A 25,033-nucleotide genomic window follows, 5' to 3' on the forward strand; every position below is an offset into this window, starting at 1 on the left:
AGGATTGACTTAGTATTTATTCGGCATCCCATTGTTAATTTGAGATGAGTAAGCTTGTCTGATCTGATCCTTCAGGCTCTAGTCCTAGGATCGCTGGGCCTGGGCGCTGGGGTTTTGGGTGGCGTCATTGGTTTTGGCACCACCATCATACTAATGCCCGCCCTCGTTTATTTTTATGGGCCTATTCAGGCAATTCCCGTTATTGCTTTAGTTGCAACCGTTGCCAATCTTTCGCGTATTTTTTTGTGGTGGAGCGTCATTCGGTGGCGCGTTTGCATTGTCTATAGTCTTGTAGCTATTCCGTTCACGGTGTTGGGTGTGAATACTTTGGTGCGGCTTGATGAGCGATTGATCGAAATGACTTTGGGCGGCTTTCTAATTTTGCTGGTACCAATTCGCCGCTGGATGCGTAAAAAGAATTTTTATTTAAAGCTTTGGCAGATGGGCTTGGTTGGTGCTTTCATAGGCTACTTAACGGGCATTGTTGCGACTACAGGAGCAATCAATACCCCTTTCTTTTTAGCGTATGGCTTAAGCAAGGGCGCCTTCTTGGGCACGGAGGCAGCAAGCACTCTATCGATTTTATTTACCAAGGGCATAGCATTTCACCAACTAGGCTTTTTGAATATTACAGCCATCATGCAAGGACTGCTCATTGGGATTTGTGTTTTGGCTGGCTCAATTTTTTCCAAAAGAATTGTGTTGGCATTGCCAGAAGATAAATTTCTATTGCTGATGGAGTTAGTCATGTTGCTTTCAGGACTTTCTATTCTGACGATGTCTTTTTAGTGCGTATTGGTACAAATCACTAGTTTGATAAAACCATCGTTCAGTTATAATTTTCATAAGCAGGAGAGTGAGGGGTCTCCCTCCACCGAAGGCGCAAACTCCCATGAACGCTCAGGTATCCACCAGGAAGGTACTGCTTATTCTAAATAGCCGTCTGGAGAGCCACCATTTTTATGGTGCACCGAAGGAGCAAGCCCTAAGCTACGCTTAAGGTGAATCTCTCAGGTATCAAGGACAGGGGGAGCGGCATCCATCAGCGCGACCATGATCCGCTGATGGGCTGCTTTGGGAGAGTCTCCATGCACATTCAGATCGAATAGTTCGCAAATTTTTATCGCGCCGCAAATGCGGTTTTTAAATTCATCGATATTTCCCAGAATGAATTTTCATTTTGAGTGCTAACTTATTAAGGTAAATGTATGACAAACAAATTTGTTGAAGAGGCCCCATACCACCCTGGCTATGAAGATGCTGGTTTTAAAGGTATTGTTTCACCTCTGGCTGCAGAAATCGATCGCTTCAGAAAAAGCAATTCTCGTTACTTAAGCTTTGCTGATGTAATCGTGGATTTTTGTGTATCCGATCAAAATAAATTACAGCACGCTAAGTAAGTGTAAAAATAATAAGCCACCCTTGGGTGGCTTATTATTTAAAAGGGGTCAGACTTTTTAGTCTTTAAAGATCTAAATTATCTAACGCCAAATTTTCTAGGTGGCTAGTGTCAGCCCAGCAATCCACTTTCCATGACTGTCCATCATGACTGATCCAGTTGAGGGAGGCATTAGGTACGGCAACAGCTTTTTTAGCATGTAAGAGTTGATTGCTTGCAATTCTGTACATCATGTCCAATGCGCCGCCATGGCTTACCAATAACACTGTTTTTCCAAGATATTGTTCGCGGATTTTCTCGAGTGTAGTGCTAATTCGGTCTGCAAATTGTTGAATGCTTTCTCCGCCGCGTAATTCCTCAGTAACATTTCTGCTCAGGTGAGATCTCCAAAGGTCCGGCTCGAGTTGAGGAGCTTCATTGGTAGTAAGGCCCTGTAGTGCTCCAAGGTGTCGCTCTCGAAGCCCTGCTTCAGTAATAGCGGACGTATCAAATAATTCTTCAATTGCTTTTGCAGTTTTGGCAGCCCGCTGGAGATCGCTTGTATACAGCACATCAAATGCAAGACCCATTCTTTTGATTGCGCGCGCCATTTGTTCAGCTTGCGCCAAGCCCCGAGCATTTAGGTCTATATCTGTATGGCCTTGAAGGCGGCGCTCGGCATTCCAATCTGTCTCACCGTGGCGAACTAAACAAAATCGAGTAATGGTCATGCAGTGATGATAAAGACTTAATTGTTTTTTAGAGTCCAGGCGCGCGGATTATGTTCAAAGCCAATGTGCTCATAATATTCGTTTGCCTTGGGTGCTGCCAACAAGACAATCATGCATTCGGGACCAAGTCGAGTTTTGGTTTCTTCAATCAGTTGCTTGCCAATTCCTGAGCGTTGATATTGTTGATCAACCGCTAAGTCTGCAAGGTATGCGACATAAGCAAAGTCAGTTAAGGATCTAGAAATTCCCACTAAAGTTTCACCATCCCATGCAGTGATGGTAAGGTTGGCGTTTTTAAGCATGGCTTCAAAGGTTTGCACATTATGAATCGGGCGACGCTCGCCAAGAGTTGAGCGTTTGTAAAGATCTATCGCCTGCTCGGCATTAATGTTAGCGTTGTCGCGGTATTCAATCATTTTTCTTTCTCTGTGGATAGCTGATCGCCAATGCTTAGGATTCCAGAACTTAAAACCTCAGCACGAATGCCTCCTCGCCCTTCAAATGCGTCCATGAAGCTTGGCCTGCTAAGTAGCTGAGCAGGCCTTTCGCACGGAGTACAAAGTTCAGTGCCTAGCATTTGAATGTTCCCTAACTGAAATCGCTTGCCCACCAGGTTATTCAGTTCAGCTGCGGTGATGCCCTCAAGCGCGATATTTCGGCGTGTTTCTCCAGCGTCAAAAGCGGGCTCATCGCCAGCCTTTAGCCAGTCATTAGCTGTTTCAATTCCTGATAGGCTAATTAAGCTGATGTGTCGTACCTTAGCAGGCTCCGTTGCGGAATATACTCCTATGCCCATGGCATAGCGATCTCCCTCAATGCCTATGCCAGTAATGAGTTTGGCGGAGTGAACAGACTGCATGTTTGCTCCAGCGGAGTTCGCAAGATAAATAGCTTGTATATGGGCGCTCAATTTCATAGGCAGTAGTTGAATATTACAGCCCACTTGCAGTCGATTGTTAATACAATTAATTCAATACAAGAAAAAGGGTGATGGTGAACAAAGAAACTAAAGGAATGTTGATTGGCTTTATTGGCATTCTGATTTTTAGCTTAACGCTGCCTGTTAGCAAAATTGCTGTTTTAAGCTTCAACCCATATTTCATAGCCTTTGGTAGAGCAAGCTTGGCAGGGCTTGTCGCGCTCGCCTACCTTTCCTATAAAAAAGAGGAAATGCCTTCTAAGGTCGATTTTGTAAAGTTTGTAGTAATAGCTTTGGGAGTTGTATTTGGATTTCCTATTTTTACTACTGTTGCAATGACCCAAGGCTCCTCCTCTCATGGCGCCGTTATTTTGGGAATGATGCCGCTTGCTACAACGGTGATTGGGGTTCTGCGTTTTAAGGAGCGACCCTCATTAGGTTTTTGGCTGGTGTCTCTGTTAGGGGCTGGCTTGGTTGTTTTATATGCCTTGCTCAAGAGTTCGGGAAGCTTTACCTATATTGATGGACTATTAGTCTTGGGCGGCATCAGTGCATGTATTGGCTATGTTGAGGGCGGCGAGCTATCGAGAAAGATGAATCCCCGCGCAGTAATTTCTTGGGCATTGGTAATTTCATTGCCGCTAAACCTAGTGATGGCATGGCTGACATATAGCCCAGAATATATTTCTGCAGGTGCAGTAGCATGGACTAGCTTTATTTATCTGAGCCTATTCCCCATGTTTCTTGGATTCTTCTTTTGGTATGAGGGCCTTGCAATTGGGGGCATCGCAAGAGTTAGTCAAGTGCAGCTAATTCAACCTTTTTGCACTTTAGTGGCAGCCAGCATTTTGCTAGGCGATTCACTCACGGTAATGAACTTAATCTTCGCGGTTTTGGTGGTGTCTACAGTCATACTAGGAAAAAGAATGTTAGTGAGAAGAGCTTAATCAATTCTTCGTTTAATTTTTTTAGGTGTTGAGGAAGTAATTAATAAGCCCCGATTGACGGGGCTCATTATTCAGAATAGCAGTTAAACCCTGCAAAAGCTATGATGTAGACATGATGAATTTACCCAGCTTAGTTTTTGCCCTTGTGATGGGCTTCTTAATGTCTCTGAGTATTACCCTGGCCACTACTTTTGTACGGGTTGGCCCCGCAGAAAATTTCTTTTGGGTATGGCTTGAGGTTTGGGTTGTGGCCTATCCGGTAGCGATTGTCTGCATTTTGATTTATAGACCGGTTGCCAGCAAAATTACCGGAAAGATTCTACAAAAGCTGGACCGTAATAAATTCTAAATACGTCTTAGCGAACCTTAAATGAACACATTAATAAAAAATTTCATGCTTAGCCTAAGCGCCATATTTATATTGAGTGCTTGTGCTGCGGTGTATACCGATGCTTCTGACTCCAATCACGTTACCCTCTTAAATAGTAGTGGAGAGTCTATTGAGCAGTTAACAAAAAAAGCAAATTCTTATTGTGCGCAATACGGTAAAACGGCTTCATTCAGAAGCAGCGATACTCAGTTGGTTGCTGTATTTGATTGCAAGGCGCCGCGTTAATTTATTAAAGCAGTTGAATGAATTAGCCTGCTAAATCCGACTGATAAATTAGGCCGGCATGCTCTCTCAAGGCATGGAATTGAATCGATTCCCAGCGTTGTTGAGCGACATCTAATTCCGATTTATGTGATGCTAAGAAAACGGCTGCGCCTACAACATCTTCGGCCATGCGATGAATGTTTTCTTGAGTAAATTTCTTTAGTGCAACAGGGTCATCTGAGCTAACCCAGCGGGCTAAGCTATAGCGAGCTGGTAATAGGCGCACCTCTGCGCCATATTCAGTTTGTAGTCGGTGACTAACTACTTCAAATTGGAGCTGGCCAAATGCGCCCAGCAGCATCGTGCCGCCAGTCATTGGTCTAAAGACTTGAATGGCACCTTCTTCGCCTAATTGCATCAGACCAGTTCGCAATTGTTTCGAACGCAGTGGATCTGCAGACTCAACCATGCGGAAAATTTCAGGCGCAAAAAATGGCAAACCGGTGAACTGAAGCTGCTCTCCCTCGGTTAATGTGTCGCCAAGGCGAAGCAAGCCATGATTAGGCAGGCCAATGATGTCGCCAGGAAAAGCTTCATCCAAAATATCGCGTCTTTGTGACAAGAAGGAAAGCGCATTATTGGTGCGCACCTCTTTGCCATTGCGACATATCTTGAGTTTCATGCCGCGCTGAAAATGACCAGAGCAGATTCTTAAAAATGCCACTCGGTCGCGATGTGCTGGATCCATGTTGGCCTGAATCTTGAATACGACTGCCGAGAATTTGTTTTCTGCGGGGCTCACTTCGCGTTGTAATGCTTTGCGTGAGCCTGGCGAAGGTGCTAATTCAACTAGTGTGTTCAGAATCTCACGCACACCAAAGTTATTGATTGCGGAGCCAAAGAAGACTGGAGACTGACGCCCGGCCAAAAAAGCTTCTAAATCAAATGCAGGCATCGCTTCTTTAATGAGCTCGACTTCAGCCAAAGCATTTTCTAAATCAGTGCCCAGGCGCTCTTTAAGGGCTGGATCATTCACATCAACTACCGCATGGGAGTCTTCGGTAACACGATCTTCGCCTGCTTTGAACATGCGCATGCGCATATTAGCAATATCGATCACACCAGCAAAAGATTTGCCCATGCCAACTGGCCAAGTAAATGGAACCACTTCAATGCCGAGAGCGGTTTCGATCTCGTCCATGAGTTCCATCGGCGGTTTTACCTCACGATCCATCTTGTTGATGAAGGTGACAATAGGCGTATTGCGTGCACGGCATACTTCCAGTAAGCGTAATGTTTGAGATTCAACGCCATTAGCGGCATCAATCACCATCAGGGCAGAGTCAACGGCGGTTAATACCCGGTAAGTGTCTTCCGAGAAATCTTGGTGACCCGGAGTGTCTAATAAGTTAATGATGCAATCACGATATTCCATCTGCATCACAGAGCTTGCTACAGAAATGCCCCGCTGCTTTTCAATCTCCATCCAGTCAGAGGTTGCATGACGACTTGCTTTGCGAGCTTTAACGCTGCCAGCAATTTGAATAGCGCCCGCATAGAGCAGCAATTTTTCAGTCAGCGTAGTTTTGCCCGCATCTGGGTGAGAGATGATGGCAAAGCTGCGGCGTCTAAGTACTTCTGCGCCTGGCGTGCTGGAGGATGAGGTTTCGATGGTAATTTTGCGCCAGTTAATCTAAGTTTGGTCGCAATTATAAGCGGGCGTGAGGCTTCAGAATTGCTCTTCAGGCCTTAGGTAGCGCCATTGGCCTGGAGGTAGGGGGCCTAACGAGATGCGACCCATTCTGACGCGCTTGAGACCCAACACCTTAAGACCTACCATTTCACACATTCTGCGAATTTGACGCTTACGACCTTCACGCAAAACAAAGCGAAGCTGATCTTCGTTTTGCCAACTTACTTGTGCTGGCTTAAGTTCTACGCCATCTAGCGAGAGACCATGTCTTAGGCGGTCTAAATCTTCAAAAGAAAGGAGACCTTCAACGCGCACTAAATATTCTTTTTCGATCGGACTATTTTCGCCGATCAATAATTTAGCAATACGGCCATCTTGAGTCAGAACCAACATGCCAGTAGAGTCGATGTCTAATCTTCCAGCGGGCGCTAGCCCTTTTGTATTGAAGCGCGGACTTCTACCTTTATCGAATGGACTGGCAAAGTAATTTTCGGGAGTGATTAAAGAGGCTGCAGGTTGATATTCTTGTTCATCATCGTAATGAGAAATATATCCAACTGGCTTATTCAAAATTACTGTGATACGAGAAGCTTGTTGCGCCTTAGCGCCAGATTGCAGCTCAATTTTTTGATGACGAAAAGCGCGAACACCTAATTCATTAACCACTTCCCCATCTACTGTTACTAGACCCTGTTCAATATATGAGTCTGCTTCACGACGTGAGCATAGGCCTAGCTCTGAGAGTAATTTTGAGACGCGTACTTTTTCTTCCATGCCTGCATTATCCGTCAATTACTGCCCATGGTGAGGCAATGGAAATCATCTTAAGTTCTGACAATATGAACGCTGCAGGGGGCCTCTTCGACAATCTTGGTCATCGATGTTCTCCAAGGGGTTACCTTGTTGGGAAGCTTATGTGATGCACCAATCAGAATGAGGGATGCATCATTATCTTTGGCGAACTCAACAATCCGTGAGGCGGGATCAAGCGCCTCTAGCACGTGATAAGAGATTCTCTCTGGTGGCAGCTTCAGTGGTTTGGCCCAATCCATCAACTGTACTAAATGACCGCGCACAATTCCGCTGGCGGTTTCATTTTCTTGGTTGCCCTCAAATGTTGGGGTGCTGCTAATGGTGCTCAAGCAAACCAATCGGCTTTCGGGATAGGCATGCAGTAAGTTTTTCGCTGTAATTTGCATGCGCTCTCTTAAGTCTTCATCAGATTGGCGTGTATCTATTGCAGCAATCATCAGAGGCGCATCAAAGTTGCCCATACTTGGACGTGGACTCGGTGAGGGTTCATAGCCGGCAGCTTTGAACATGCCTTTAAGGTTTTGCCAAAAACTAGGCGGCTCTACACGATCTGCCCGTTCGGTAAGTGTTACGCCCTCGGGATCACGCAATACTTGTCGTAAGCGAGAGGCGCTTTGGTAGCGATCAGCTGCACGAGGCTCTAGACATCTCAACACCACCTCTTGAAGCCAGCGCGGAATCTCTCTACGAATTGCGCGTGGTGGAAACGGCTCAGCCCACATTCGTCTCCGTAGGCCACTCATCGTTTGCGGGTTGCCAAATGGTAGTTCACCAGTCAGCAATTCATACATGATTGCGCCGATAGAAAAAATATCACTACGCGAATCTGATCGAATTCCGGCTACTTGCTCGGGTGAGATATAAGGTGCAGACCCGACGCCTTTACGCATTTCTTCTGCAAGTAAATCTGGATAGCGAGCATGGTGCGATAAGCCAAAATCAATGAGCGTTAGCTTTCCTTTGTCATCAACCAAAATATTTTCAGGCTTGATATCTAGGTGAATTGCATCCTGAGAGTGAAGCGATTGAACTGCTTGCGCAAGATCCGCTCCAATGCGAACAACTTCATCGATCGTGAAAACTTTACCTTCTTTGATGTAGTCCTCGAGGGGTCGTCCTTCAACTCTTTCCATTGCGATATAAGGGCGTGTAGCCATATTACCGGACCCCAAATATTTAGGAACGTAGGGGCTTTTAAGCGAGCGCAGGATTGTCAGTTCAGTTTCAAATCCGATCAAGCTCTCAACCGGCTGGTCTCTGCCAACACGTGGAATCTTTAGTAGAATGGGTACATCAACACCTTCTTTGGTTGCTGAAAAAAGGCTGGCCATTCCGCCGCGATGCACCTCTTTGCCCAGAGTAAATCCATCAACTACCTTGCCTTCTTGAAATATATCGTCTACTGCTTCAATGTCGGTATTAATAGCCATTAGATTTACTTGCCTGTAATGAGGCGATTAGCCAGATCTTCTGGTAGTCCAGCGCGACGGACTTTGTCGGCAGCAGCAAAGTGATCGTAAGGGGTGCGGTGAAACGTGAGCATTTCTGCTTCGGGTTCAAAAACCGCAAAACATGCCTCTGGATTGCCATCCCTGGGTTGTCCTAACGAACCTACAACTCCAACCCATTGGCGATGATGTAGTACAGGAATTTCATCGCCGGGATGCGGCGCAAAACGTATGAGTTTGCCAACGGCACTTTGATAAAACAAAGCTTGTTCGTGCGCATGACCAACAAAGGTGTAATTTTTCCCTGAATTTTGTACACAGCGCCAAGCGCTCATGCTGTCGGTGATGTAGTTCCAGTCGGCAGGATTATGTGCGGAGGCATGGACAAAACAAATCTGATCTTCTTGAGCCATGAGTGGAAGATTTTTCAGGAACTCTACATGGCCAGAATTAAGCTGAGACTTAGTCCATTCAATAGCAGCATTTGCACTGGAGTTCATTTGACTGCGACTGTCCTTAAATACAGCTTCATCATGATTACCAAGAATGGCAATTGCTTTTTTGTTATCAACGAGATCGGCAATACGATCAACAAGCGCTACAGGGTCGGCGTTATAGCCCACGAGGTCACCCAAGAAAACCATCCGAGTTACCCCTAGCTCCTCGGCGCGAGCCATACAGGCTTCAAAAGCCTCTAAATTACTGTGGAGGTCGGCAAATAGCCCAATACGTTCAGTCATCCCTTAATGATAGGACAAAAGGCCTCTAGATAGAAGGGTTATAGGGGCTTGGGCCGTTATCAGGACGGTTTTTGAAGCGCTTGTGAACCCAATAGTATTCCGCTGGGCGCAGTCGAATTTCATCCTCAAAGTATTGGTTAAGACGAGCAGTATCTGATTTTGGATCTTCCCCGGGAAAATTTTCTAATGGTTTTCCAATTTCACATAGATATCCAGATTCATCTGCTTTCAATGTGGTTGTCATTAGACACACCTCGGCGCCAGTAATTTTGGCTAAGCGAGAAATCGTGGTGATCGTATTGGTTTGAATTCCGAAAAATGGTACGAACTCAGAATCTTTGAGACCTAAATCAATATCCGGCGCAATAATGATGAAGTCACCATTGCGAATTTCTCGAATGATGGCTTTAATATTTCCCTGTCTATCAATAGAGTTGCCACCAAAACGATTGCGCCACCCAACAATTTTTTTATTAAAAAACGGATTTTTCATTCTTTGAAAAAACCCAGAGGTGCGGGGCCAGTGCTTTTCTTTGCTTAGCGCGCTCAAAATAATGCTACCTTCAATTCCGGTGAAGTGCATATTCACCAAGAGGCGAGGTTTATTGCTGGAGAGATCTACGGCCGATTTCACCTCGATCATATTGCTCAATTGTTTTGAGCTGCCGCACCAAATAATGCTTTTTTCTACAAGGCTACGGCCGAGCAGACGCCAATGTTGTTTGCTTAAGCTATCAATTTCTGCCGAGCTTAATTGCGGAAAGCATAGTCGCAGATTGGTTTTAACCACTCGGTTTCTATCACCGGGAATGCGAGCGGCTATAAAGCCAAGCCCATAACCAATCACAACCAACAATCTATAAGGTAGTAGCGCAAGAAGCTTGAGTAGTGCAACGCCTACATGGTTAGAAAAGGATTTGAGCAAATTAATTTTGCGCTAGTTCGTAACGCTTTACTGACTTCGCATAGCGCTCAGTCATTTCTTCGATGGAGCTGCTTGACATCCCTAGGTCATTGACAAGACCAGTCTCAAGTCGATAAGCCCAGCCGTGAACCGTTAGATCTTGTCCCCGTGCCCATGCATCTTGCACGATGGTAGTTTCACAAACGTTCACCACCTGCTCAATTACGTTAAGCTCGCATAATCGATCTTGACGTTTTGGGGTTGGAATCATGTCACCTAGATAGCGCTCATGTTTTTGATGCACATCTTTAACGTGACGCAACCAGTTATCGGCAAGACCAACCCTTCTATCTGTTAATGCTGCATGCACGCCAGAGCATCCGTAATGGCCCACTACCAATATGTGCTTCACCTTAAGTAAATCAATTGCGAATTGAATAACCGATAAGCAGTTTAAGTCTGTATGGACAACTACGTTTGCAACATTTCGATGCACAAATAATTCACCCGGCAATAAATTGACAATGTCATTTGCCGGCACTCGACTATCAGAGCAGCCTATCCAAAGATACTCTGGAGCCTGTTGAGAAACTAAGCGCTTAAAGAAGTTGGCATCCTTGGCCACCATACTTTCGGCCCAGGTGCGATTGTTTGAAAATAGCTGCTCTAAAGCTTGAGAATTCTTTATCGTCATGGTTTCAGTTTAAAGTACTTTGATGACGCCTATTTGGTTAAAACAAACTCCCACTGGAATCATCCTAAATTTGCATTGCCAGCCAGGCGCAAAACAAACCAAGGTAGTGGGCCTGCATGATGGCTGTTTAAAAATTTCTCTACAGGCTCCTGCCCTTGAAAACAAGGCAAATGAACTTTTATTGGCCTGGCTTTCTAAGCAATTAAGAGTGCCTCAGAAGCAAATTCAATTTGTCTCTGGTCAAAATAGCCGCAAGAAAAGAGTGGAAATTTGGGGGCCCATTAGTCCAGAGCAAATTGTTCAGCTATTAAGCCCCTAGCTCTATGTCTCAGCCTACCAAAAAATAGCCCACAAAATTCCCAGAATGAGCACCCATTTACCTACGTAATAAACGGTGCGATGTTTTGCTTTTAGTTTTTTTGCTTGTGCGCGAAGTTGGTAAAAATAGGTAAATAAGACGTTTACAAACCCAACTTTTTCACCTTCTACGTTTTGAGAGGAGGCTGCGCTCATAACGTATTGCCCAAACCAGCGATTGAATAATTCAACAACTTTGGTGTAAACAGGGCGCTCAACATCGCAAAACAAAATGATCCTCTGCTGATCAGTTTCATTGGCGGCAAAGTGAATGTAAGTTTCATCAAACATCACCGCTTCACCATCTTTCCAGTGATAGCGCTCGCCGTCCACATCAATAAAGCACTTGGGGTTGTTGGGCGTGGATAGACCAATGTGATAGCGCAAGGACCCGGCATAGGGGTCTCTGTGCCGCACCAAAGTTGCTCCGGGTGGTAGCGACGCGAACATGGCCGCTTTGACTGAGGGGATTGATTTCAGTAGGGCAACTGTTTTCGGGCATTTGGCTTGCGCTGACGGCACCTCTTTTCCGTACCAGCAAAGGTGAAAACGCTTCCAGCCGGTGCGAAAGAATGAATTAAAGCCAATGTCGTTATAACCAGTAGCCGCTGCAATAGACCCACCCTCCTGAAGAGAAAGCGCCTCCTGGCGTATGGTTTCCCAATTCTCTTGAATAGGCCTCATCTCGGGAAATTGGCTAACTGGAATAAAGGCGCTGGCCTTCACTTTTGAAAAAAGATACAGCAAGGTATTTACTGGCGCTAGAAGTACCTGGTAGTCCGTAAGGGATCTTACTACGCCAAAACGCACCTTTCCCCTGAAATAGACGTAAATAGCAGATGCTACAAAAATAAAAAAGATGATGTGGCGAATTTCCATATGTTTTGTCTATTTAAGGTAGTGATGGACATTTTAATTTGGATCCTGGCCTCAAATAGAGTATTTCTCGCAACTAGATGCTCATATACTTTCTATAGAAGATTTAAGTACCCGCTTAGGGTTTGTGTGGTGATTTACCAAGGAAATTCTGATGAATAGCTTTATAAAATGGCTCTTAAGCCTTGTTTTAATTGGGTTAGCGGGCGTTTCAGTCTATACATGGGCGATGCTCAATTGGAGCTACGGAAGTGGCGAGCGAGCTGGATATGTGCAGAAATTCTCTAATCGCGGCTACGTATGCAAAACCTGGGAGGGTGAATTGGCCATGGTTTCTATGCCAGGCACCATGTCAGAAAAATTCCTCTTTACGGTGCGTGAAGATGCTGTAGCGCAAAAAATAAATGCTAATTTAGGAAAAAAAGTTGCCCTCAGGTATGAGCAACACATCGGCTTGCCGACAACCTGTTTTGGCGATACGGAGTATTTTGTTTCTGATGTCGTAGTTTTGGATGAGTAGTTTGTAGTCGTATTAAAAAATTGCTGTAACGCAACTTTATTTTTGTAATTTTTTGTGGTTAAAATCATGTAAGCGTAATGTGCGCTGACATCAATATCTATAAGGAGCTTCACTTGAACAAAGCCGAACTAATCGCAGCTATTGCTGACGACGCGGAGATTTCTAAAGCCAAAGCTGAATTCGCATTGAATTCTGCTATCGACACAATCATCAAAGCTGTTACTAAAGGTGACTCAGTACAGCTTATCGGCTTTGGTACTTTCGCTTCTGGTAAGCGCGCTGCACGTATGGGCCGCAACCCAAAAACTGGCGAGCCGCTCAAAATCGCTGCCGCAAAAACTGTTAAGTTTTCTGCTGGCAAAGCATTTAAGGATTCAGTTAACAAGCGTAAGAAGTAATTCTTCCTGTATTAACAAAAAAGCCCGGCATGCCGGGCTTTTTTGTTAATACAATGTTCTGTGCAAAGGGGAGCGCAAAATATTATTGAGTTAACTTTGCACTAAGCGGCGGTGACGATGAATGCTCATTAATATGCCCGCACCAAACCCCAGGGTAACTAGTGCAGTACCACCGTAGCTAATAAATGGTAACGGCACCCCTACGACGGGCAATAGACCGCTCACCATGCCGATGTTTACAAAAGCATAAGTAAAGAAAATCAATGTGACTGCAGCACCCAATAGTCGGGTAAATAAATTGGGCGCACTTGCAGAGATCGCAAGCCCTCTTCTAATGAGGGCAAAGAAAAGTGCAAGCAATACTAGATTGCCTAATAGGCCAAACTCTTCAGAGAAAACAGCAAACACAAAGTCGGTATGTTTTTCCGGAATAAATTCTAAATGTGCCTGAGTTCCCTGAAACCAGCCCTTACCAAAGAATCCGCCTGAGCCGATCGCAATCATGGATTGAATGGTGTGAAAACCTTTGCCTAATGGATCGCTAGTTGGATCTAGCAAAGTGCAAACGCGATGCTTTTGATAATTATGTACAAGTGGCCAAACTACATCATGTGCACAGATGTTGTTGCCGAAAATAACAATTAGCAAAATGCCAATAACGCCTAAGGCAACAAAAGGCAGAATCCATTTCCAAGGCAGGCCACCCAAAATAATGACGTAAAGTCCTGCAGCAAAAACTAAGAGAGCAGTTCCTAGATCGGGCTGACGTGCAATTAAAAAAACAGGGATTGCCAAAATAATGGCGGCAACCGCATAGTCCCAATTTTTTTGAATACCCTCACGCCTTTGAAAATACCAAGCAAGCATGAGTGGCATTGCAATTTTCATAATTTCAGATGGCTGAATCACAACCCCAATATTGAGCCAGCGACGCGCACCTTTTTTGATTAATCCAAATGCAGCTACTGCAATTAAAAGAGCAACTCCAAATCCATAAATCCAAACTGCACCCATCTCCAACCATTTTGGCGGTATGCGCGAAACGATCCACATCACCACAAATGAGAGCGCAAGATTGCGTAGCTCTTCTGCAATTTGTACGGGGGTATTTTGGCTTGCTGATAAAAAAGTAAAAAAGCCAACGGCCGCTAAGCCAAGTAGAATAAGGCCTAACTGGCGATCTAATCCAGCAAAGATGCTAATGAAAAATCCTTTAACTTTAATTAAGGGGCTCTTTTCCATTCAGGAATCTCCTTAGGCCACTTGCCCTCAATATAGTAGTCCAGTGCTTTACGCGCAATTGGCGCTGCATACTGTGCGCCAAAGCCGGCGTTTTCCACAACCATCGCAATCACAATAGTTGGCTTGTCTACAGGGGCAAAAGCTATGTATAAAGCATGGTCACGCAAGTATTCTGCAGTGGCACTATGTTTATATTCTTTCGAGTTCAAGCTAAAGACTTGTGCGGTCCCTGTTTTTCCACCAACTTGATAGCCGGTACCTTTAAATGCAGCAGCAGAGGTGCCTGATATATTTACCTCAAGCATTGCCTTCTTAATGACTTCAATATTTTCTGCGTTGAGATCTATGCGATAACTTTCTTTGGGTGTTGTGAGCACTCTGTTTCGTGTGAATGGATCTTCAATTGCTTTTACTAAGTGCGGCTTCATCACAATGCCATTATTAGCAACGTTCGCCATGGCATGTGCTAACTGCAAAATAGTAAACGCGTTATAGCCCTGACCAATGCCGAGAGAAATGGTTTCGCCTTCGTACCATTTTTGCTGTTCCGGCTTTTTAAAAGTATTTTTCTTCCACTCGGTAGATGGTAGAACGCCTCTTGCTTCGCCTTGTAAATCAATGCCAGTAATTTGACCAAAGCCAAGTGGCTTCATAAAGTCATGCATCATGTTGACGCCCATATCACGAGCAAGCAAGTAGTAATAGGTATCGCAAGATTCAACAATTGACTTTTGCATATCCACAATGCCATGACCACCTTTTTTGTCATCGCGGAAAGTGTGATTGCCAAATTCAAAGTAACCAGGATCGGAGATGGTTTGTGATGGCGTACGCTTTTTATTTTCTAGAGCCGCTAGTGCCATGAAAGGTTTGTAAGTTGAACCTGGTGGGTAGATGCCTTTCAGTGGACGGTTATAGAGCGGCTTTTGTGGTGAGTCATTGAGCTCTTTCCAGGTCACAGAATCAATGCCCTCAACAAAATCATTGGGATTGAAGTTGGGTTTGGAAACAAACGCCAATACATCACCTGTTTCTGGTTCAATGGCAACAAATGCACCACGGAAATTACCATAGAGTTGCTCCACTAAATATTGCAACTTGATATCTACCGAGAGCACTATATTTTTACCGGGAACGGATGGCGAGCTTGCAATGGTGCGCACCGGCTTGCCGCCCGCAGTAATTTCTACTTGATCGTATCCAGGAACGCCGCGTAATACGGTTTCATAGCTTTGCTCTAAACCGATCTTGCCTACATACTGAATGCCTGGCAGAAAAGAGGCTTGCAAAGCATCCGGATCATCGGCCTTGGCGCCCTCGATTTCGGCCTGCATGCGCTCTTTATCTTTCTGAGAAGCGCGGCCAATATAGCCAATCAAATGAGAGGCTAATTCGTTGTATGGGTACTCTCGAAAGCTCCTGGCGCGAATTTCTACTCCAGGGAAGCGGTAACGATTGGCCATAAAGCGCGCTGTTTCGGCTTCATTGAGCATCGAGCGTAGGGGAAAGGTGCCCATATTGCGCGAATCCTCCAGTGAGCGTTTGAAATTACGACGATCCCCCGGGGAAATATCGATAATTTCAGAAAGTTCATTGATGAGCTGATCTACATTGCCTTTGACTTCTTCGGCATTCACGTCCAGAGTGAGAGCGGAGTAATTTCTGCCAATTACAATGCCATTGCGATCAATTAAAAGACCACGGTTTGCTGGCGCAGGCACTAAAGCAATGCGATTGCTTTCTGCTAGGAGTGCATATTTGCCATGACTAATGAGTTGCAACCATACAAGGCGAGTAATGAGTAGCAAAAAACAAAACGTGACAAATAGCGTCGCAATATGAATTCGCTCTTGGAATGAGTCGAGATCCGGTTTTTTAAAAGAAACCATGCTGCCTCTTAGAGGGGTCGATTGTGATCAACGTCTATAGGGCGCCGCTGGGGCGCCAATAAGATGCGCGTGGCAATCGGCCAGAGCATTGTTTCAATTAGCGCCTGCATTACACCAGTCAGTGCCCACCAATACAGCTCTCCGCTTAGGAGCCAATGAGCGAATACGGGAAAAAGCGATACTAATAAGAAAATTGGCAGTAGATGCAAAGCTTGCGAGGATAATGTGAGCGCCACAATACGACGGTGCCAGGAGATTGCCACATAAGCAACGAGCGAATAACTAAAGGCGTGTAAACCTAGTATGTCTGAGTTGTGAACATCCATTATTAGGCCGAGAACAAAAGCAGTAATTACATTGACGTACCGATGTTGATGAATATTCCAAAACACAATGCACAAAATCAACCAGTCGGGTACCCAGCCATAGTTGCCAATCGGCAATAGATTTAACAGCAGCGCACAAAATAAGCTGAAATAAATGAAGACGGGGCTAACAGGGCGCAGAATGTAGCCGCTTTGAAAATCGATCATTGCATTCCTCGCGCACGAGTTTGGCGTCTTCCAGGTGTATTGGTGAGTGGCGCACCATTCGCGGATTTGGTGTTCACTGGCGCATTTGCATCAAACTGTGGATCATACAAAAAGGCAAGCGCTTGTCGATAGCGATTGACTGCGGCAACTGGTACGCAAAATACGTTGGATGAATTTTTATCCACATTACGTTCAATTTTGCTAATTACTGCCACCGCAAAACCTGGCGGATAAACCCCATCAATTCCCGAGGTTAGCAAAATATCACCCACTTCCAGATCGCTGGCTACCGGTAAATAACGAAGCTCCAATGGATTGCCGCGTCCCGCCCCAAAAACGGCAGCACGTAGGCCATTTCGAGCTACCTGGACAGGAACCGAAAAATCTCGGTCTTCCAGGAGGGAAACCTCGGCTGAGCGCTCATAAAGACGCACAACCTGACCTAATATCCCGGAATCATTGGCTATCGGGTTGCCAAGCTTGAGGCCATCGTTGATACCGCGATTAATCACAATACGTTGGGAAATTGGATTGGGCGGATTAAATAGAATTTCTACCGGTAGTGTTTTGAACGATACTTGTTTTTGTAAGGTCATCAGCTCGCGTAGGTTTTGATTTTCCACCAGCAAAAATTCAGATTGGTTTGCTAGCAATGAAAGCTCAGCTTGTCGAGCTTTCATTGCATGGTTTTCTTGATCAAGAGTTGCTCTTGTCGTGAAATATTCTGAGGTTGCTTCAAAAGCATTGCGGGGTGCCATCATGACATATTCAAGTGGCCGCAAAATCCAATTCACATTATTACGAATGGGATCGAGTGCTTTGAAACGAAAATCGATCAGCATCAGAGCGATGCTGATCGACAGACAGACAATCAGTTTAAGTAAGGCCGGAATGCCCTGTCTGAAAAGTGGTGGAGCGCTATGTTGCAATTCCCTGGTCGACGTGTATGTCGCTTACTCGTGCGAGAACACTCCGCCTAACTTATCCATGCGCTCAAGTGCGATACCGCAACCACGAGCCACGCAAGTTAAAGGATCTTCTGCAACATGAATTGGCAAGCCAGTCTCTTCAAGCAATAGGCGATCAAGGTCGCGCAATAAAGCCCCGCCGCCCGTGAGCATCATGCCGCGCTCAGCAATATCGGACGCCAACTCAGGCGGAACCTGCTCGAGAGCGGCTTTTACCGCAGTCACGATTTGATTCAATGGATCAGTTAATGCCTCCAAAATTTCATTGCTCGTAACGGTGAAGCTACGTGGGATGCCTTCGGATAGATTGCGACCTTTTACCTCCAGTTCGCGCACTTCTGCTCCAGGGAATGCAGAACCAATTGTTTTCTTAATTAACTCAGCAGTTTGTTCGCCAATTAACATACCGTAATTACGACGAATGTAATTGGTGATTGCTTCATCAAACTTATCGCCACCAACACGGACGGAGCCTTTGTAAACCATGCCTCCTAATGACATCACGCCAACTTCAGTTGTGCCACCCCCAATGTCGACAACCATCGAACCGGCGGCTTCAGATACTGGCAAGCCAGAGCCAATTGCAGCAGCCATCGGCTCTTCAATTAAGAATACTTGTGATGCACCAGCACCTAATGCAGATTCACGAATCGCACGACGTTCAACTTGGGTAGAACCACAAGGAACGCAAATGATGATGCGTGGGCTAGGTTTTAATAATTTGCTTTCATGCACGAGCTTGATAAATTGCTTGAGCATTTGTTCGGTAATCGTGAAGTCGGCAATAACACCATCTTTCATTGGGCGGATAGCCTCAATGTTCCCTGGAACGCGACCTAACATCGCTTTTGCCTCTTTGCCAACAGCCAAAATGGTCTTTTTGCCGTTTGGACCGCCTTCTTGGCGAATTGCCACCACAGATGGCTCATCTAGGACAATACCCCGCTCACGCATATAAATTAAAGTGTTGGCGGTTCCTAGGTCGATGGCTAGGTCATTGGAAAGGTAATTGCGGAAGAAACCAAACATGATGAAGTGGGAAAATAGAAAGTGTTAATAAAAATATATTGGAATGATACTCTAGCACCCCATGAAACTCGACGACGTCCAGCGCATTGCGCACCTTTCTAAGCTTGAATTAAATCAGGCAGAAGCCGAGGCAGTTTTGCCTCAATTGCAGGCTATTTTTTCTCTGGTTGAGGAGATGCAGGCCGTTGATACAACAGACCTTGAGCCCTTGGCCCACCCAATCCTATTTTTGCGTGATTTGGCTCAGCCACTGCGTGTAGACCAGATCACGGAATTAAATCATCGCGCTGAAAACATGCAATCAGCTCCAGCACAGCATGATGGTTACTTCCTCGTACCAAAGGTGATCGAATGAGTTGGCATGAGACCCCTATTGCCTTAATGGCAAAAGCACTGGCTGCAAAAGAAGTCTCCAGCACTGAGTTGACCCAGTACTTTTTGGACCGCATTGAGGCTGGAAAGCAGTGGAATGCCTACCTTGATGTGAATGCTCACTTAAGCTTAGAGCAAGCTTCTAAAGCGGATCAGTTGATTTCATCGGGCAAATCTGGCAAGTTAACCGGCATCCCCGTGGCCCACAAAGATGTCTTTGTAACGCGTGGCTGGAAGTCAACTGCAGCCTCCAAAATCTTGGAGGGATACCAGAGTCCGTTCGACGCAACGGTTGTTGCTAATCTGGGAATTCCAGATGAAAACCATCCCCATGGCGCTGGCATGGTTTGCCTAGGCAAGACCAATATGGATGAGTTTGCGATGGGTTCATCCAACGAAAACTCTGCCTTTGGACCAGTTTTAAATCCTTGGAATGCCGCGCACGTTGCCGGCGGCTCTTCTGGTGGCTCTGCTGCAGCCGTTGCTGCTGGCTTGGCGCCGATTGCTACCGGTACCGATACTGGTGGCTCCATTCGTCAGCCAGCCGCATTCTGTGGTTTAACCGGAATTAAGCCCAGTTATGGGCGCGTATCTCGTTACGGCATGATCGCCTATGCATCTTCACTTGATCAAGCGGGCCCAATGGGTAAGACCGCAGAAGATTGCGCTTTGCTACTTTCAGCAATGTCTTCGCATGATCCACGTGACTCCACTTCCTTAGCAGACTCCGGAGAAGATTACGGTCGTTACCTCAACCAAAATTGGAAAGAGGAAAATAACAATTCAGCAAAACCACTGGAAGGTTTACGTGTTGGTTTGCCAAGAGAATTTTTTGCTGAAGGTTTAGCAAGTGATGTTGCTAAATCCGTTAATGAAGCCTCCAAGCTTTTAGAAAACTTAGGCGCCACTTTGGTTGAAGTCAGTTTACCTAAAACCAAACTATCCATTCCTGTGTATTACGTTTTGGCGCCCGCAGAAGCATCGAGTAATTTGAGTCGTTTTGATGGCGTTCGTTACGGCTATCGTGCAAATGAATACCGTGACCTCAATGACATGTATGCAAAGTCACGTACAGAAGGTTTTGGTTCCGAAGTAAAGCGTCGCATCATGATTGGAACTTATGTTCTGTGTCATGGCTACTACGATGCTTACTATCTACAGGCACAAAAAATTCGTCGCATTATTGCGGCCGATTTCCAGGCAGCATTTAATCGGTGTGATGTCATCTTAGGGCCCGTAGCCCCTGATGTAGCATGGCGCCTGGGGGAGAAATCAAAAGATCCTGTACAAATGTACTTAGAAGATATTTATACGCTCTCAACGAACTTAGCGGGACTGCCAGCAATGAGTGTTCCATGCGGATTTAATGCCATTAACTTGCCCATAGGCATGCAACTCATCGGCAACTATTTTTCAGAAGCACGCTTATTGCAAGTGGCTCATCAATATCAGCAAGCCAGTGATTGGCATTTGCGTCAAGCAAGTGAGGTGGCATGATGCAATGGGAAGTCGTTATTGGTCTAGAGACCCACGCACAGCTACAAACACAATCGAAAATTTTTAGTGGTGCAAGCACGCGCTTTGGTGCGCAGCCAAATACACAAGCATGTGCGGTTGATCTTGCGCTGCCTGGTGTTTTACCAGTACTCAATCGTCAAGCTGTAGAGCACGCGATTCGTTTTGGTTTAGCAGTGAATGCAAAGATTTCACCGGCAAGCATCTTTGCTCGTAAAAACTATTTCTATCCTGACTTACCAAAGGGCTATCAAATTAGCCAGATGGAAATTCCGGTGGTGGTTGGTGGCCAAGTAGAAATTCTGGTTGGCGATGAGGTGAAAGTGGTGCAACTCACTCGTGCCCACATGGAAGAGGATGCTGGTAAATCGGTTCACGAAGAAGGTTTTACTGGTCCTCATGGCGAGCCTTCAAGCGGCATTGATTTAAACCGTGCAGGTACGCCCCTATTGGAAATCGTGACCGAACCAGTGATGCGCAGCGCTGCTGAGGCTGTTGCCTATGCCAAAGCCCTGCATGGGCTGGTAGTTTGGCTTGGCGTTTGTGATGGCAATATGCAAGAAGGCTCATTCCGTTGTGACGCAAACGTATCTGTTCGTCCTATGGGACAAGCTGAGTTTGGCACCCGTTGCGAAATCAAGAATCTGAACTCCTTCCGCTTCTTGGAAGAGGCAATTCAATACGAGGTGCGTCGTCAAATTGAGCTAATTGAGGACGGCGGTACTGTTGTTCAAGAAACCCGTTTGTACGATCCCGATCGTGGTGAAACACGTAGCATGCGCAGTAAAGAAGACGCCAATGACTATCGCTATTTCCCAGATCCTGATTTATTGCCGGTAGTCATTGATGACGCATGGATTGCAGAAGTGCGCAGCAAGATGCCTGCATTGCCGGCCCAATTACGTGAACAGTGGCAAAACGAATTCGGTTTAAGTGCCTATGATGTGCAGTTGCTCACGCAAGATCGCGACACAGCAAAAGTATTTGAAGATCTATTGGCAATCGTTGGTAAGCAATTGGCAAAAGCTGCGGCAAATTTAATTGCTGGTGAATTTGCATCGTCATTAAATCGTGCTGGTATTGCAGCAGCAGATGCACCATTAAAAGCAGAGCATTTGGCGCCATTGCTGACTCGCGTAGCGGATGGCACCATCTCCAACAAAATTGCTAAAGACATCTTTGCGATTCTTTGGGAAGAGGCTGTTGCAGGCAAAGCCATTAGCACTGTGGATCAAGTGATTGACGTTAAGGGCTTGAAACAAATTAGCGATAGTGGCGCAATTGAGGCCATCATTGATCAAGTATTGGCGGCCAATCAGAAGTCCGTAGAAGAGTTCCGATCAGGCAAAGAGAAGGCATTTAATGCATTAGTGGGTCAGATCATGAAGGCCTCACAAGGCAAGGCTAATCCTGGTCAGGTAAATGAACTTTTGCGTAAGAAGCTCGGTTAATAAAAAGTAAAAAGAACAAATTTAGAAAGCAATTGATGAGTGCAATAGATCCAAAACAGGCTGAGCAGGAAGAGTTGGTTGCTGAGTGGTTGCGTGTAACCCCAGGCTTTTTTGAGCGCTATGCTGATCTCTTTAATGAGATCCGAATTAAGCACCCCCATGAAGACCGTGCGATTTCTTTGCAAGAGCGCCAGATGACAGTGTTGCGTAAAGAGAACCAAGAGCTCAATCGCCGCTTAAGCGAGATGCTTCACTTTGGTAGCCGTAACGATAAAACTCAACAAAGCTTAGTTGCTTGGTTGTTGCGTCTAATGAAGGCAAACAATAAAGCTGATGTAGAGGCTGCGATTACTTCTGGTTTGGCAGAAGTGTTTGAGGTGGAATCTGCGCAATTACTCTCACCAAACTCTGCTTTTGGTCCATGGGTTGATACACCTTTGTGTGGCTCTGCAAAAGAACTGGCTGCTGCCAGCATTGACTTATTGGCTAGTCAAACGACTATCGATCCTGAGTGGCAAAGCATGGTCGCTATTGGCCTGCCGCTGGGTAAAAGCGTTGGCGCCAATCAATCTCCCGCAGTGTTATTGCTGGCAAGTAAAGACGAATCACGCTTTACGGCTGATATGGGCGCGTTCTATTTACGTCAGATTGCCGAATTAACTGCCGCAGCTTTGGATCGCATCCAGGCTTATGAAATTAAAGGCGACTGATCTTCATTCCCTCATGCAAGAGTATTTGCATGAGTTGCATGTGTTGCGCCAACTCTCGCCACATACGCTCAAAGCGTATGGCATGGATTTGAGTGACCTCCAAAACTTTGCTCTTGAAGACAATATTCAATTATTAAAAGTAAGCAATGGCCATGTGCGTCGTTGGGCGGGCCGTTTACACTCCAAAGGCAAATCCTCAAGAAGCATAGCTAGAGCGCTATCTGCATGGCGTGGTTGGTATGACTGGCTGAGTGAAAAAGATGCGCGACGTGATGTGCGTGCAGGCAAGTTAACAAGCACGCTCATTGCCAATCCCGTCGATGATGTTAAGGCCCCAAAGCGCCTGAAGTCTTTGCCCAAAGCCTTATCAGTTGAACAGGCACTTGCCTTGGTAAATCAAGCAGTCAAAGAGGCAGAAGAAAAAAAGGACCTGGAATCGATTCGGGATGCGGCAATTATTGACTTGCTCTATTCGTCGGGCTTGCGTCTCTCAGAGCTCCTTGGAATTGATGTGATGCAAAGTAAAGATCGCCAACATGAGTCTGCTGGTTGGTTGGATTGGGATGCTGCCGAAGTCACAGTTTTAGGTAAGGGAGGCAAAAGACGCTCTGTTCCCGTTGGTGCGCCTGCCATGAAATCTCTTATGGCGTGGCGTGAGCAGCGGTATGCTGGTAGTCACGCGGAAGATTCCATTGCCTTGTTTTTATCGGCAACGGGCAAGCGTTTATCGCCTCGTACAGTGCAGGCGCGCTTACGGTCTTTGGCTATGCGCGCTGGCTTACCAACGCATGTGCACCCCCATATGATGCGGCATAGTTTTGCAAGTCATGTGCTGCAATCATCCCAAGATTTGCGCGCAGTTCAGGAGATGTTAGGGCACGCCAGCATCGCCAGTACCCAGATTTATACCTCGCTAGATTTTCAACATCTTGCCCAGGCATACGATAAAGCGCATCCCCGCGCAAAGGCTGGCAAAGGTTAAGGAACTCGGTAAGATAGAAGGTTTCCTGCTTTGGGAAACTTTGGCTTCTAGATTTTGATTGGATCATCCATGGCATTAATTCCGGTAACTATTTTGACTGGCTTCTTGGGAAGCGGCAAAACCACTTTGCTTAAACACATTCTGACTGAAGAGCATGGCAAAAAAATTGCTGTGATCGAGAACGAGTTCGGCGAAGAAAATATTGATAACGATATCTTGGTGCAAGACAACCAAGAGAATATTGTGCAAATGAGTAACGGCTGCATTTGCTGCACAATTCGTGGTGACCTTGTTGAAGCTCTAAATGAGCTTTGGGAGCAGCGCAAGAATAAGAAGATTAGTTTTGATCGTGTAGTCATTGAGACTACAGGCGTGGCCAATCCTGGCCCTGTAGCCCAGACTTTCTTTATGGATGATGATGTTGCTGATCACTATGTCTTAGATGCTGTGGTTACTCTGGTGGATGCTAAGCACGGCCAGCAGCAACTTAATGAACACGAAGAAGCTCAGCGCCAGGTTGGTTTTGCCGATCAAATCTTCATTACGAAGACAGATTTGGTTACTCCTGCAGAAGTAGACGCTTTGCGTAATCGTCTGATGCATATGAACCCAAGGGCGCCTATTGCAGGCATTTCTAAGGGTGTGGTGCCGCTGAATGCTGTTTTGGACCTTAAAGGCTTTAATCTGAATGCCAAGCTGGATATTGATCCCCACTTCCTGGGGCAGGATGATCACGATCATGAGCATTGCGGCCATGATCATAGTCACGACCATGATCACAGCACCTGTGGCCACGATCATAGCCATGACCATCACCATGGTCATGAAGGCCATACGGACCGCATCCAATCCTTTGTTTTTCGTAGTGATAAACCCTTTGATCACAAAAAGTTGGAGGACTTCCTTGGTGGCATCTTGGAGGTCTTTGGAGAGAAGATGCTGCGCTATAAAGGCGTCCTCTATGTAAAGGGAAGTGCCCGAAAAGTGGTGTTTCAGGGGGTTCATCAGATGATGGGCAGCGATTTAGCCGGTCTCTGGGGTGCAGAACCTAAGCAAACCCGTATGGTGTTTATTGGCATCGATTTGCCTAAAGACACCCTATTGGCTGGGCTTGAGGGGTGTTTGGCCTAGGAAGATTCGGGTACAATCCGCCGCCACGGTCAATATTACGAATATTGAGAAATATTGATTCGAGGGTTATAAAAGTTTGGCAGAATGGGGCAATAATGCTTCAAACCAAGGAAGAATGAGATGACGGTAAAAACAGCAACAAAATCAGCAACTGCTGCAAAAGCAAGCAGTAAAGCTGCGAGTACAAAGGCTCCAAAA

General features: G+C 45.8%; 29 protein-coding genes and 1 riboswitch. Of the genes, 14 read left to right on the forward strand and 15 right to left on the reverse strand.

All coding sequences use genetic code 11. The features are described from left to right. Positions 1 to 54: 54 nt before the first annotated feature. Together ICE93_RS02275 and ICE93_RS02280 are read left to right on the forward strand one after the other, a co-directional pair. Positions 55 to 789: a sulfite exporter TauE/SafE family protein gene (locus ICE93_RS02275; protein WP_216185146.1), complete on the forward strand. Its 735-nt coding sequence runs from the start codon at positions 55 to 57 to the stop codon at positions 787 to 789. 144 nt (positions 790 to 933) lie between these two features. After that, positions 934 to 1,037: riboswitch (glycine riboswitch) on the forward strand. A gap of 171 nt (positions 1,038 to 1,208) precedes the next feature. Beyond that, positions 1,209 to 1,400, forward strand: coding sequence for a hypothetical protein (locus ICE93_RS02280; RefSeq protein WP_216185149.1), 192 nt, complete (start codon positions 1,209 to 1,211; stop codon positions 1,398 to 1,400). Between the two features lie 64 nt (positions 1,401 to 1,464). Here the strand turns inward: ICE93_RS02280 and ICE93_RS02285 are convergent, their stop codons facing one another. Genes ICE93_RS02285 through ICE93_RS02295 form a run of 3 tightly spaced genes read right to left on the reverse strand, consistent with a single transcriptional unit; the run spans position 1,465 to position 3,025 of the window. Then, positions 1,465 to 2,109, reverse strand: a complete 645-nt coding sequence (locus tag ICE93_RS02285; protein WP_216185152.1) for a histidine phosphatase family protein — start codon at positions 2,107 to 2,109, stop codon at positions 1,465 to 1,467. Between the two features lie 17 nt (positions 2,110 to 2,126). Further along, positions 2,127 to 2,525, reverse strand: a complete 399-nt coding sequence (locus ICE93_RS02290; protein WP_216185155.1) for a GNAT family N-acetyltransferase — start codon at positions 2,523 to 2,525, stop codon at positions 2,127 to 2,129. Next, positions 2,522 to 3,025 carry an MOSC domain-containing protein gene (locus ICE93_RS02295; RefSeq protein ID WP_255554452.1) on the reverse strand — a complete coding sequence of 168 codons (504 nt, stop codon included), beginning with the start codon at positions 3,023 to 3,025 and terminating at the stop codon, positions 2,522 to 2,524. The genes ICE93_RS02290 and ICE93_RS02295 overlap by 4 nt, the downstream gene beginning before the upstream one ends. Before the next feature lie 74 nt (positions 3,026 to 3,099). Between ICE93_RS02295 and ICE93_RS02300 the strand changes: the two genes are divergently transcribed. The 3 genes from ICE93_RS02300 (at position 3,100) to ICE93_RS02310 (ending at position 4,591) form a co-directional block, all read left to right on the forward strand. Continuing rightward, entirely contained in the window at positions 3,100 to 3,975 is an 876-nt protein-coding gene (locus tag ICE93_RS02300) for a DMT family transporter (protein WP_255554453.1), read from the forward strand. Positions 3,976 to 4,087: 112 nt separating this feature from the next. After that, positions 4,088 to 4,324, forward strand: coding sequence for a DUF2798 domain-containing protein (locus ICE93_RS02305; protein ID WP_216185158.1), 237 nt, complete (start codon positions 4,088 to 4,090; stop codon positions 4,322 to 4,324). A 21-nt stretch (positions 4,325 to 4,345) separates the two neighbouring features. Further along, positions 4,346 to 4,591, forward strand: a complete 246-nt coding sequence (locus ICE93_RS02310) for a hypothetical protein (RefSeq protein WP_216185161.1) — start codon at positions 4,346 to 4,348, stop codon at positions 4,589 to 4,591. 22 nt (positions 4,592 to 4,613) lie between these two features. Here ICE93_RS02310 and ICE93_RS02315 read toward each other — a convergent pair whose 3' ends face one another. Genes ICE93_RS02315 through can form a run of 6 tightly spaced genes read right to left on the reverse strand, consistent with a single transcriptional unit; the run spans position 4,614 to position 10,862 of the window. Next, positions 4,614 to 6,242 (reverse strand): peptide chain release factor 3, encoded by a 1,629-nt coding sequence (locus ICE93_RS02315; RefSeq protein ID WP_216188221.1) that lies wholly within the window; start codon positions 6,240 to 6,242, stop codon positions 4,614 to 4,616. Between the two features lie 57 nt (positions 6,243 to 6,299). Continuing rightward, a complete protein-coding gene (locus ICE93_RS02320; protein WP_216188223.1) occupies positions 6,300 to 7,037 on the reverse strand; it encodes a pseudouridine synthase in 738 nt (245 codons plus the stop codon). Positions 7,038 to 7,087: 50 nt separating this feature from the next. Next, complete coding sequence (locus tag ICE93_RS02325) at positions 7,088 to 8,506, reverse strand: protein kinase (RefSeq protein WP_216185164.1); 1,419 nt, start codon at positions 8,504 to 8,506, stop codon at positions 7,088 to 7,090. A gap of 5 nt (positions 8,507 to 8,511) precedes the next feature. Further along, positions 8,512 to 9,264 (reverse strand): metallophosphoesterase, encoded by a 753-nt coding sequence (locus ICE93_RS02330; RefSeq protein ID WP_216185167.1) that lies wholly within the window; start codon positions 9,262 to 9,264, stop codon positions 8,512 to 8,514. Between the two features lie 25 nt (positions 9,265 to 9,289). After that, a complete protein-coding gene (locus tag ICE93_RS02335; RefSeq protein ID WP_216185170.1) occupies positions 9,290 to 10,189 on the reverse strand; it encodes a lipid A biosynthesis acyltransferase in 900 nt (299 codons plus the stop codon). Between the two features lies 1 nt (position 10,190). Continuing rightward, positions 10,191 to 10,862 carry a carbonate dehydratase gene (can, locus tag ICE93_RS02340; RefSeq protein ID WP_216185172.1) on the reverse strand — a complete coding sequence of 224 codons (672 nt, stop codon included), beginning with the start codon at positions 10,860 to 10,862 and terminating at the stop codon, positions 10,191 to 10,193. Positions 10,863 to 10,884: 22 nt separating this feature from the next. Here can and ICE93_RS02345 point away from each other — a divergent pair, with 22 nt between their 5' ends. Beyond that, entirely contained in the window at positions 10,885 to 11,181 is a 297-nt protein-coding gene (locus ICE93_RS02345; RefSeq protein WP_216185174.1) for a DUF167 domain-containing protein, read from the forward strand. 14 nt (positions 11,182 to 11,195) lie between these two features. Here ICE93_RS02345 and ICE93_RS02350 read toward each other — a convergent pair whose 3' ends face one another. Continuing rightward, the gene (locus ICE93_RS02350; RefSeq protein ID WP_216188225.1) at positions 11,196 to 12,092 is read right to left on the reverse strand and encodes an aspartyl/asparaginyl beta-hydroxylase domain-containing protein; all 897 of its coding nucleotides are present in this window, start codon (positions 12,090 to 12,092) and stop codon (positions 11,196 to 11,198) included. A 157-nt stretch (positions 12,093 to 12,249) separates the two neighbouring features. Between ICE93_RS02350 and ICE93_RS02355 the strand changes: the two genes are divergently transcribed. Next, on the forward strand, positions 12,250 to 12,615 hold the full coding sequence (locus ICE93_RS02355; RefSeq protein ID WP_216185176.1) for a hypothetical protein: 366 nt from the start codon (positions 12,250 to 12,252) through the stop codon (positions 12,613 to 12,615). Between the two features lie 77 nt (positions 12,616 to 12,692). After that, positions 12,693 to 13,013: an HU family DNA-binding protein gene (locus tag ICE93_RS02360; RefSeq protein WP_011903860.1), complete on the forward strand. Its 321-nt coding sequence runs from the start codon at positions 12,693 to 12,695 to the stop codon at positions 13,011 to 13,013. A gap of 90 nt (positions 13,014 to 13,103) precedes the next feature. Here ICE93_RS02360 and rodA read toward each other — a convergent pair whose 3' ends face one another. The 5 genes from rodA to ICE93_RS02385 are packed head-to-tail and all read right to left on the reverse strand — an operon-like array spanning position 13,104 to position 18,674. Continuing rightward, positions 13,104 to 14,255, reverse strand: a complete 1,152-nt coding sequence (gene rodA / locus ICE93_RS02365; RefSeq protein WP_216185178.1) for a rod shape-determining protein RodA — start codon at positions 14,253 to 14,255, stop codon at positions 13,104 to 13,106. Continuing rightward, the gene (gene mrdA, locus ICE93_RS02370; RefSeq protein ID WP_216185180.1) at positions 14,237 to 16,144 is read right to left on the reverse strand and encodes a penicillin-binding protein 2; all 1,908 of its coding nucleotides are present in this window, start codon (positions 16,142 to 16,144) and stop codon (positions 14,237 to 14,239) included. The genes rodA and mrdA overlap by 19 nt, the downstream gene beginning before the upstream one ends. 8 nt (positions 16,145 to 16,152) lie before the next feature. Then, positions 16,153 to 16,677, reverse strand: a complete 525-nt coding sequence (mreD, locus tag ICE93_RS02375) for a rod shape-determining protein MreD (RefSeq protein WP_216185182.1) — start codon at positions 16,675 to 16,677, stop codon at positions 16,153 to 16,155. Further along, on the reverse strand, positions 16,674 to 17,606 hold the full coding sequence (gene mreC, locus ICE93_RS02380; RefSeq protein WP_216185184.1) for a rod shape-determining protein MreC: 933 nt from the start codon (positions 17,604 to 17,606) through the stop codon (positions 16,674 to 16,676). Before mreC ends, mreD begins: the two co-directional genes overlap by 4 nt. Positions 17,607 to 17,630: 24 nt before the next feature. Beyond that, entirely contained in the window at positions 17,631 to 18,674 is a 1,044-nt protein-coding gene (locus tag ICE93_RS02385; RefSeq protein ID WP_216185187.1) for a rod shape-determining protein, read from the reverse strand. 61 nt (positions 18,675 to 18,735) lie between these two features. On the opposite strand from ICE93_RS02385, the gene gatC reads away from it, so the two are divergent. The 6 genes from gatC (at position 18,736) to ICE93_RS02415 (ending at position 24,835) form a co-directional block, all read left to right on the forward strand. Next, positions 18,736 to 19,029, forward strand: coding sequence for an Asp-tRNA(Asn)/Glu-tRNA(Gln) amidotransferase subunit GatC (gatC, locus tag ICE93_RS02390; RefSeq protein WP_216185190.1), 294 nt, complete (start codon positions 18,736 to 18,738; stop codon positions 19,027 to 19,029). Then, positions 19,026 to 20,543, forward strand: coding sequence for an Asp-tRNA(Asn)/Glu-tRNA(Gln) amidotransferase subunit GatA (gene gatA, locus ICE93_RS02395; protein WP_216185193.1), 1,518 nt, complete (start codon positions 19,026 to 19,028; stop codon positions 20,541 to 20,543). The genes gatC and gatA overlap by 4 nt, the downstream gene beginning before the upstream one ends. Then, positions 20,540 to 22,012 carry an Asp-tRNA(Asn)/Glu-tRNA(Gln) amidotransferase subunit GatB gene (gene gatB / locus ICE93_RS02400; protein WP_216185196.1) on the forward strand — a complete coding sequence of 491 codons (1,473 nt, stop codon included), beginning with the start codon at positions 20,540 to 20,542 and terminating at the stop codon, positions 22,010 to 22,012. The genes gatA and gatB overlap by 4 nt, the downstream gene beginning before the upstream one ends. Before the next feature lie 35 nt (positions 22,013 to 22,047). Beyond that, a complete protein-coding gene (locus tag ICE93_RS02405; protein WP_216185199.1) occupies positions 22,048 to 22,722 on the forward strand; it encodes a DUF484 family protein in 675 nt (224 codons plus the stop codon). Further along, positions 22,703 to 23,704 carry a tyrosine recombinase XerC gene (locus tag ICE93_RS02410; protein ID WP_216185202.1) on the forward strand — a complete coding sequence of 334 codons (1,002 nt, stop codon included), beginning with the start codon at positions 22,703 to 22,705 and terminating at the stop codon, positions 23,702 to 23,704. The genes ICE93_RS02405 and ICE93_RS02410 overlap by 20 nt, the downstream gene beginning before the upstream one ends. A gap of 69 nt (positions 23,705 to 23,773) precedes the next feature. Beyond that, positions 23,774 to 24,835, forward strand: a complete 1,062-nt coding sequence (locus ICE93_RS02415) for a GTP-binding protein (RefSeq protein ID WP_216185205.1) — start codon at positions 23,774 to 23,776, stop codon at positions 24,833 to 24,835. The last annotated feature ends 198 nt before the right edge of the window (positions 24,836 to 25,033 follow it).

It is taken from the genome of Polynucleobacter sp. MWH-HuK1 (assembly GCF_018881815.1).
In the GTDB taxonomy this organism is placed as follows: domain Bacteria; phylum Pseudomonadota; class Gammaproteobacteria; order Burkholderiales; family Burkholderiaceae; genus Polynucleobacter.

Excerpts from the sequence above, each read along its gene's own strand:
- ICE93_RS02410 (WP_216185202.1), top strand. The coding sequence starts at position 22,703 with ATGAAATTAAAGGCGACTGATCTTCATTCCCTCATGCAAGAGTATTTG.
- ICE93_RS02385 (WP_216185187.1), bottom strand. The coding sequence starts at position 18,674 with ATGTTTGGTTTCTTCCGCAATTACCTTTCCAATGACCTAGCCATCGAC.
- ICE93_RS02360 (WP_011903860.1), top strand. The coding sequence starts at position 12,693 with ATGTGCGCTGACATCAATATCTATAAGGAGCTTCACTTGAACAAAGCC.
- ICE93_RS02355 (WP_216185176.1), top strand. The coding sequence starts at position 12,250 with ATGAATAGCTTTATAAAATGGCTCTTAAGCCTTGTTTTAATTGGGTTA.
- gatC (WP_216185190.1), top strand. The coding sequence starts at position 18,736 with ATGAAACTCGACGACGTCCAGCGCATTGCGCACCTTTCTAAGCTTGAA.
- gatB (WP_216185196.1), top strand. The coding sequence starts at position 20,540 with ATGATGCAATGGGAAGTCGTTATTGGTCTAGAGACCCACGCACAGCTA.
- ICE93_RS02415 (WP_216185205.1), top strand. The coding sequence starts at position 23,774 with ATGGCATTAATTCCGGTAACTATTTTGACTGGCTTCTTGGGAAGCGGC.
- ICE93_RS02280 (WP_216185149.1), top strand. The coding sequence starts at position 1,209 with ATGACAAACAAATTTGTTGAAGAGGCCCCATACCACCCTGGCTATGAA.
- ICE93_RS02295 (WP_255554452.1), bottom strand. The coding sequence starts at position 3,025 with ATGAAATTGAGCGCCCATATACAAGCTATTTATCTTGCGAACTCCGCT.
- ICE93_RS02330 (WP_216185167.1), bottom strand. The coding sequence starts at position 9,264 with ATGACTGAACGTATTGGGCTATTTGCCGACCTCCACAGTAATTTAGAG.
- gatA (WP_216185193.1), top strand. The coding sequence starts at position 19,026 with ATGAGTTGGCATGAGACCCCTATTGCCTTAATGGCAAAAGCACTGGCT.
- ICE93_RS02320 (WP_216188223.1), bottom strand. The coding sequence starts at position 7,037 with ATGGAAGAAAAAGTACGCGTCTCAAAATTACTCTCAGAGCTAGGCCTA.
- rodA (WP_216185178.1), bottom strand. The coding sequence starts at position 14,255 with ATGGAAAAGAGCCCCTTAATTAAAGTTAAAGGATTTTTCATTAGCATC.
- can (WP_216185172.1), bottom strand. The coding sequence starts at position 10,862 with ATGACGATAAAGAATTCTCAAGCTTTAGAGCAGCTATTTTCAAACAAT.
- ICE93_RS02325 (WP_216185164.1), bottom strand. The coding sequence starts at position 8,506 with ATGGCTATTAATACCGACATTGAAGCAGTAGACGATATATTTCAAGAA.
- ICE93_RS02290 (WP_216185155.1), bottom strand. The coding sequence starts at position 2,525 with ATGATTGAATACCGCGACAACGCTAACATTAATGCCGAGCAGGCGATA.
- ICE93_RS02405 (WP_216185199.1), top strand. The coding sequence starts at position 22,048 with ATGAGTGCAATAGATCCAAAACAGGCTGAGCAGGAAGAGTTGGTTGCT.
- ICE93_RS02300 (WP_255554453.1), top strand. The coding sequence starts at position 3,100 with ATGGTGAACAAAGAAACTAAAGGAATGTTGATTGGCTTTATTGGCATT.
- mreD (WP_216185182.1), bottom strand. The coding sequence starts at position 16,677 with ATGATCGATTTTCAAAGCGGCTACATTCTGCGCCCTGTTAGCCCCGTC.
- mrdA (WP_216185180.1), bottom strand. The coding sequence starts at position 16,144 with ATGGTTTCTTTTAAAAAACCGGATCTCGACTCATTCCAAGAGCGAATT.
- ICE93_RS02285 (WP_216185152.1), bottom strand. The coding sequence starts at position 2,109 with ATGACCATTACTCGATTTTGTTTAGTTCGCCACGGTGAGACAGATTGG.
- ICE93_RS02310 (WP_216185161.1), top strand. The coding sequence starts at position 4,346 with ATGAACACATTAATAAAAAATTTCATGCTTAGCCTAAGCGCCATATTT.
- ICE93_RS02345 (WP_216185174.1), top strand. The coding sequence starts at position 10,885 with ATGACGCCTATTTGGTTAAAACAAACTCCCACTGGAATCATCCTAAAT.
- ICE93_RS02305 (WP_216185158.1), top strand. The coding sequence starts at position 4,088 with ATGATGAATTTACCCAGCTTAGTTTTTGCCCTTGTGATGGGCTTCTTA.